Origin of the sequence: Pseudomonas sp. S44 (genome assembly GCF_016624805.1) — a bacterium.
Taxonomy (GTDB): domain Bacteria; phylum Pseudomonadota; class Gammaproteobacteria; order Pseudomonadales; family Pseudomonadaceae; genus Aquipseudomonas; species Aquipseudomonas machongensis.
The window spans coordinates 213,999-219,998 of sequence record NZ_JACVTY010000002.1 but is presented as its reverse complement, the minus strand read 5'-3'; the positions used below and the strand labels follow the sequence as shown (position 1 = coordinate 219,998).

Below are 6,000 nucleotides of genomic sequence, written 5' to 3'. Positions count from 1 at the left end.
CACAGGATCAGTAAAGAACCTGTGGGAGCGGGCTCGTCCCGCGATAGGGCCCGGCAAATCACCACAACAGCAGAGATATAAGATAACATTCCAAACTCAACTCAACTTCACCTCAAGCCCCATGCCATCCACCCCACCCTCCTCCCGCCTGCACAGCATCGACGCCCTGCGCGGCCTGGTCATCCTGATCATGCTGTTGGACCACGTGCGCGAAACCTTCTTCCTGCATCGCCAGGTCAGCGACCCGATGAGCATCGACGCCACCGAACCCGCGCTGTTCGCGAGCCGCACCCTCGCTCATCTGTGTGCCCCGGTGTTCGTCATGCTGACCGGCTTGAGCGCCTGGCTCTACGGCGAAAAGCACCAGGGCCTGGGCGATGTCTCGGCGTTCCTGTTCAAGCGCGGGCTGTTCCTGGTGGTGCTGGAGTTCACCCTGGTCAACTTCGCCTGGACATTCCAGCTGCCGCCCAGCGTGATCTACCTGCAAGTGATCTGGGCGATCGGCCTGAGCATGATCGTCCTGTCGCTGCTGGTGTGGCTGCCGCGCCCGTTGCTGTTGGCCCTGGGTGTAATCATCATCGCCGGCCACAACCTGCTCGACGGCCTGCACTTTGCTCCCGGTACGCTGCTGCACGCACCCTGGGCGATCCTGCATGATCGCGGCTGGCTCGAGGTATCGCAGAACCTGCGCCTGCGGACCTCCTATCCACTGCTGCCCTGGATCGGCGTGATCGCAGTGGGCTATGCATTGGGGCCATGGTTCGCGCGTGGCAGCGATACCGCCAAGCGCCAGCGTCAGTTGTTGTTCGCCGGTAGCGCTGCGCTGGTGGGTTTCGTCGCGCTGCGTCTGCTCAACGGCTATGGCGAGGCCCAGTGGCAGCTCTACCCCGATCTGACGCAGACCCTGATGAGCCTGTTCAACATCACCAAGTACCCGCCGTCGCTGCTGTTCCTGCTGCTGACCCTGGGTGTCGGCCTGTTGCTGCTGCGTGCCTTCGAACGCGCCGGCCAGGCACGCTGGATCGGCGTGCTGACCGTGTTCGGCAGTGCACCGATGTTCTTCTACCTGCTGCACCTTTACGCGCTGAAAGCCCTCTACCTGGCAAGCGTCGGCCTGTTCGGGCACAACCAGGGCGAGTACTTCGGTTTCGATAGCGTGGGCGCACTGTGGCTGGTTGCAGCGTTGCTGGCCGCCGCCCTGTACTGGCCAGTGCGGCAGTTCGCCGGATTCAAGGCCCGCCGCCGAGACATTCGCTGGCTCAAGTATCTGTGAGCGAAAGCGCCCGAATCGTTTACCATCGCCGCTCCCAACGACGGAAACCCCGAGATGAACAGGATGATTCAGTTCGTGGTGGTGGTCGTGCTCTGCACGGCCATCGGCACGCTCTGCGAACACTTTGGCGTGAACCAGTACCTCAAATGGCTGCTGATGGCCTTGCCCGCGATCGTCTGGGTGCGCTTGCGTAATCCGATGAAGGACTGATCCCGGGCGACCCAGGGTTCAGTAGTTCGAACGGTCGTAGCCCGATCCGTCGGTTGCGCGGATGAACGCGTCGTAGTAACTGACCAGGTTGCTGCCCTTTTCATAAAGGACGGTGGCAAAGTCGCTCGGTGCAACATTGCCCTGTTCCCAGAACCGGTTCATGTCACCGGAAAGCAGGTAGGGCAGGTAGTCTTCGTTGACGGTATCGCTGTGAAGATGCGAGCGGCCGAAGTACAGCGCCGAGATCAGGGCAATCTGATCCTCGGCTTCCAGGTTCGATAGAAACGCCTGGGCGTCTTCGGACGAAGCGAAGGGCAGCGCCGGCACGATGCCACTAATCAAGTGATCGATATGCATGGAGGTCTCCTTGGTCGGTACGGCCCGTATTAACCGAGCGCAACAGGCCCCACGTCAAAAACGCGGTGTTGAGCCTCTACCTGGCAGCGCAGGACACTTGCCCACGACCTTTCCCACACTGCCGTGCCTGCGGGCCTTGCAGTAAACTCACTTCCCTCGAACCTCCAGAGCCACCCCCATGCCTCGCCTGCCGAAACTGCTGCTGCCCTTGCTGTTGCTCGCCACCCTCGCCGCCTGCGACCAGAAACCCACCCGCGAAGAGCGGATCCTGGCCAACCTGCCGCTGCAGGAAGCCTACGACCACAACATCGAGCGCATGGCCCAACTGCTGGCGATGACCCACCCGCAGGTGCCGCAGGACAAGATCAAGGACGTGCTGCGCAAGCACCTGACCGTCGACGACCAACGCAAGGACCTGTTCAAGCTCTACAGCGAGAAGAACTTCAGCGATGCCGAGTTCGACACCATCGTTGCCGCCACCCAGGACCCGCAGAAAGCCCGGCAGCTGGGCGAGAGCGAGGAAGGCAAGCGCCTGAGCGAGAAACTTACCGGTTTGATGCGCGCCACAGCGCAGGACAAACACGTACAGGCATTGGCTGAAGAACGCATGCAGCAGGTGGAAGACGAACTGTCGGAGCTGAGTGCACCCGGCAATTGAAATCCGCTCGCGGCTCGTTCGTTTCGCCCCGTAGCTGACTGCACGCATTCCGAGTAATGTTGCGCAAATCGACTTCCCAGTGAGTTCCGGATTGCCACACGCCAAGAAAGGCCTGCGCCTGGACCTGCGCACGCTCATCCTCCTGTTGTCGACACTCACCGCCGTGGTGATGTTGCTGACCAGCTACTTCGCCAGCTATCGGGTGCAGCGACAATTGCTGATCGATCACTCCCTGGAATCGAACTTGGTATATGCAGCCAAGCTGGCCTCGATCACCGAACTGTTCCTGGAGGGCGCGCTCAAGCAGCTCGCGTTCAGTGCCGACACCAGCGGAGGGACGCTTGACGACACGGCCCGCCTGCAACGCGAAAGTGAACGCCTGCTGGCCCAGAGCAATGCCTTCAACTCCACCTTCTTCGTTGACAGCGAAGGTGTCCTGCGGGCGATCTCGCCCGCGCCCCTGCGCACCATGCTCGGACAACACCTGGAAACGCCGGGGTCACTGGAAGCGCTGCGTGAGCGCCGGGCGCTGATCTCGACGCCGTTCATTTCCAAGGCCAACAACCTGGTGGTAGTCGCCTCGCAGCCGATCTTCGCCAAGGACGGGCGCTACCTGGGTTATGTCGGCGGCAGCCTCTATCTGCGCCAGCACAACATCTTCAACAGCCTGCTGGGCGAACATTTCTATCAGGATGGCTCCTACCTCTACGTGGTCGATCACAACCGCCGCCTGCTCTATCATCCCGACGCCGAACGGGTGGGCACGGTGGTGAATGACAACCCGCTGATCAATCAATTGCACCAAAAGCGCAGCGGCACCCAACAGTTCACCAACAGCCTGGGCAAGGAAATGATCGCAGGCTTCGCCACGGTGCCGATCAGCGGCTGGGGCATCGTCGCCCAGCAGCCGCTGGCACAGACCGTGCAACCGTCGCAGCGGCTGATCCTCAACGTGGTCGGCATTTCCGTACCGCTTGCCCTGCTCGGCGGCCTTGCCCTGTGGTGGCTCGCGCTGACCATCACCCGACCACTCTGGCAACTGGCTGCCGGCGCCCGCAGCCTGGACAAGGCCGACACCCAAGAGCGCATCCATGCCGTGCGTGCCTGGTATTTCGAGGCCGCCGAGCTCAAGCGCGCCCTGCTGTTCGGGTTGAACCTGTTGCAGGAGCGCATCGGGCGCCTGAACCGGGATGTACAGACCGACCCGCTCACCGGCCTTGGCAACCGTCGCCACCTGGACCTGAGCTTGTCGCTGCTGCAGGCCGATCACCGCAGCTTCTGCGTCATCGTCCTGGATATCGATCACTTCAAGCGAATCAACGACCAGCATGGCCACGACATCGGCGACCAGGTACTGCGCTCGCTGGCCGAGCTGATGCGCACCTGTTGCCGCGAAGGCGATGTGCTGTGCCGCATCGGCGGCGAGGAGTTCCTCATGCTGCTGCCCGGTGCCAGCCTGGGCGTGGCAATGAATGTCGCCGAACGCCTGCGCCGGATCGTCGCCGAAACACCGATCGCCCCGGTGGGTACGGTGACCATCTCGCTGGGGGTCGCGCATTGTGCAAGCGACGAACAAGATCCGGCGCTGGCCCTGAACCAGGCCGACCGCGCCCTCTACGTCGCCAAGCGCAGCGGCCGCAACCGCGTGGAAGCGAGCCAGGCCTGATCGCGCGGATCGCTTGCCGCCATGCCGCTGTCCAAGCTGACCGTACCCCTTCAGGAAATGTCCCATGCCGCGCCTCGGTTTCGCTTGCCAGTACCGCCATCCTCACCGCGACCAATCGATCAAGACGCTGGAGGCCATCGAACGCGCCTTCAATCCGCGCACCACCACGCTGCGATGGCTGTCTGGCGCGACCCAGGAAGCGGCACGTGCCAAGTTGCTGGAGCTGGTGGAGCACAACCTCGATGCCCAACTGTGCCTGCTCGACTATGTGGCCGAGCTGCCGCCGATGTTGCATATGATGCGCCTGTCCAGCGACCTGCTGCCGCTGTACAGCCACCCCGAGGTGGCCGCCTTCTACCGCGACCCACCCGTACAGGCGATGCTGGAGCAACGCTTCGCGCGCATCGGCGATTTCGCCCGAGCGCACGACATCCGACTGTCGTTCCATCCTGGCCAGTACTGCGTGCTCGGCTCGGACCGCCCCGAAGTGGTCGAGAACAGCCTGGCCGAGTTCGAGTACCACGCCGACATGATCCGCATGATGGGCTACGGCCGGCGCTTCCAGGACTTCAAGTGCAATATCCATATCGCCGGTCGCCTGGGTGCAGCGGGCGTGCGCGCGGTCTGGCCGCGACTGTCGCAGGAGGCGCGTAATGTCATCACGTTCGAGAACGACGAAAAGACCTATGGCGTGGACGATTGCCTGGCCCTGGCCGACCTTGCGCCTGTGGTGCTCGACATCCATCACTGCTGGATCCATGAAAATGACTACATCGACCCGCACGACCCGCGGGTTGCGCGGATCATCGACAGCTGGCGCGGCGTGCGGCCGACCATGCACTACTCGCAACCACCCGAGCGCCTGCAGGAACTGGGCTTTTGCGCCGGGGAAAAACTGACGATCAACATGCTGCTCAAGCAGGTCAGCAAGCGCGATCTTTACCAGCACAGCGAACGTATGTGGAACGACTGGACCAATCGCTATGCTCTGCAGTTCATCGAGCGCTTCGACATCATGTTCGAGGCCAAGCACAAGAACCTGGCCACGCTGGATTTCTTCGAGCGCTATATTCAAGCACCCCAGTGACTGCGACCTCCGGTCGATCCATCCGCACATCGACACTGCGCCAAAGCCTTAACAAGGGTAAACCTTTGGACAGGAGATCGACCATGATCGGCAAACGCATACACGCAAGTCTCTTCGCACTGTGTCTGGCCACGGCCGCCCCATTGGCCCTGGCAGCCACCGACATGAACGACCAGCGCGCACCGGGTCAACAGCCCCACGGCAGCGGCACCATGCAGGACAACGGCAGTGGCACTGGCACCGGCAGTGGCTCCGGCACGCCGGGTGACGGCATGGGCTCCGGCAGCGGTGGAACCGATCGCAACGATACCAATGGCACTGGCGGCGACGGCACTCGCAGCGGCTCGACCAGTGGCGGTACCGGCGGCGGCATCGGCGGAGGGGGTTCCGGTGGATCTGGAGGTTCCGGATCGGGCGGCAGCGGCAGCTAGCGCTTTCGCCGCCTGCGGCTCGAAAACCGCAAACCAGCGCAATCCATGTGGAGCTCATGTGGGAGCTCCAATGGCCTGCGCTGGTCTTCAAGGCAATGGCTCGTACAAGGCCCGCTGCACAGCTATGACCTGCCCTCATACCCTCTTGATTTCTTCTCCCTACTGCCTCCCCACGCCGGCCTGATAAAAATCCTCACGACTGGCGACCGCCAGCACTGCTCGCCCAAAAACAACAAAGAGCGTCGCGCCATGCCTGCATTGCAGCTATCCCTTCGCCCTTGTTGCGTGCCGAGCACCTGATTTCGCGCCTCGCGCGGC

7 protein-coding genes are annotated in these 6,000 nt (G+C 62.6%); 6 read left to right on the top strand and 1 reads right to left on the bottom strand.

What is annotated here, in order from left to right; translation table 11 throughout:
- The first annotated feature begins 121 nt into the window (after positions 1-121).
- Together IAE40_RS04185 and IAE40_RS04180 are read left to right on the top strand one after the other, a co-directional pair.
- Entirely contained in the window at positions 122-1,273 is a 1,152-nt protein-coding gene (locus tag IAE40_RS04185; protein WP_200602724.1) for a DUF1624 domain-containing protein, read from the top strand.
- Positions 1,274-1,327: 54 nt separating this feature from the next.
- On the top strand, positions 1,328-1,483 hold the full coding sequence (locus tag IAE40_RS04180; protein ID WP_153773843.1) for a hypothetical protein: 156 nt from the start codon (positions 1,328-1,330) through the stop codon (positions 1,481-1,483).
- Between the two features lie 18 nt (positions 1,484-1,501).
- On the opposite strand, the gene IAE40_RS04175 is transcribed toward IAE40_RS04180, so the two are convergent.
- On the bottom strand, positions 1,502-1,840 hold the full coding sequence (locus IAE40_RS04175; protein ID WP_153773844.1) for a hypothetical protein: 339 nt from the start codon (positions 1,838-1,840) through the stop codon (positions 1,502-1,504).
- Between the two features lie 178 nt (positions 1,841-2,018).
- Here IAE40_RS04175 and IAE40_RS04170 point away from each other — a divergent pair, with 178 nt between their 5' ends.
- The 4 genes from IAE40_RS04170 to IAE40_RS04155 all read left to right on the top strand — a co-directional run bounded on the left by IAE40_RS04170 (position 2,019) and on the right by IAE40_RS04155 (position 5,682).
- Complete coding sequence (locus tag IAE40_RS04170) at positions 2,019-2,498, top strand: hypothetical protein (RefSeq protein ID WP_200602723.1); 480 nt, start codon at positions 2,019-2,021, stop codon at positions 2,496-2,498.
- Between the two features lie 91 nt (positions 2,499-2,589).
- Positions 2,590-4,164, top strand: a complete 1,575-nt coding sequence (locus tag IAE40_RS04165; protein WP_197891125.1) for a sensor domain-containing diguanylate cyclase — start codon at positions 2,590-2,592, stop codon at positions 4,162-4,164.
- 64 nt (positions 4,165-4,228) lie between these two features.
- The gene (gene uvsE / locus IAE40_RS04160; protein ID WP_200602722.1) at positions 4,229-5,251 is read left to right on the top strand and encodes a UV DNA damage repair endonuclease UvsE; all 1,023 of its coding nucleotides are present in this window, start codon (positions 4,229-4,231) and stop codon (positions 5,249-5,251) included.
- Positions 5,252-5,334: 83 nt separating this feature from the next.
- Positions 5,335-5,682 carry a hypothetical protein gene (locus IAE40_RS04155; protein WP_054895589.1) on the top strand — a complete coding sequence of 116 codons (348 nt, stop codon included), beginning with the start codon at positions 5,335-5,337 and terminating at the stop codon, positions 5,680-5,682.
- The last annotated feature ends 318 nt before the right edge of the window (positions 5,683-6,000 follow it).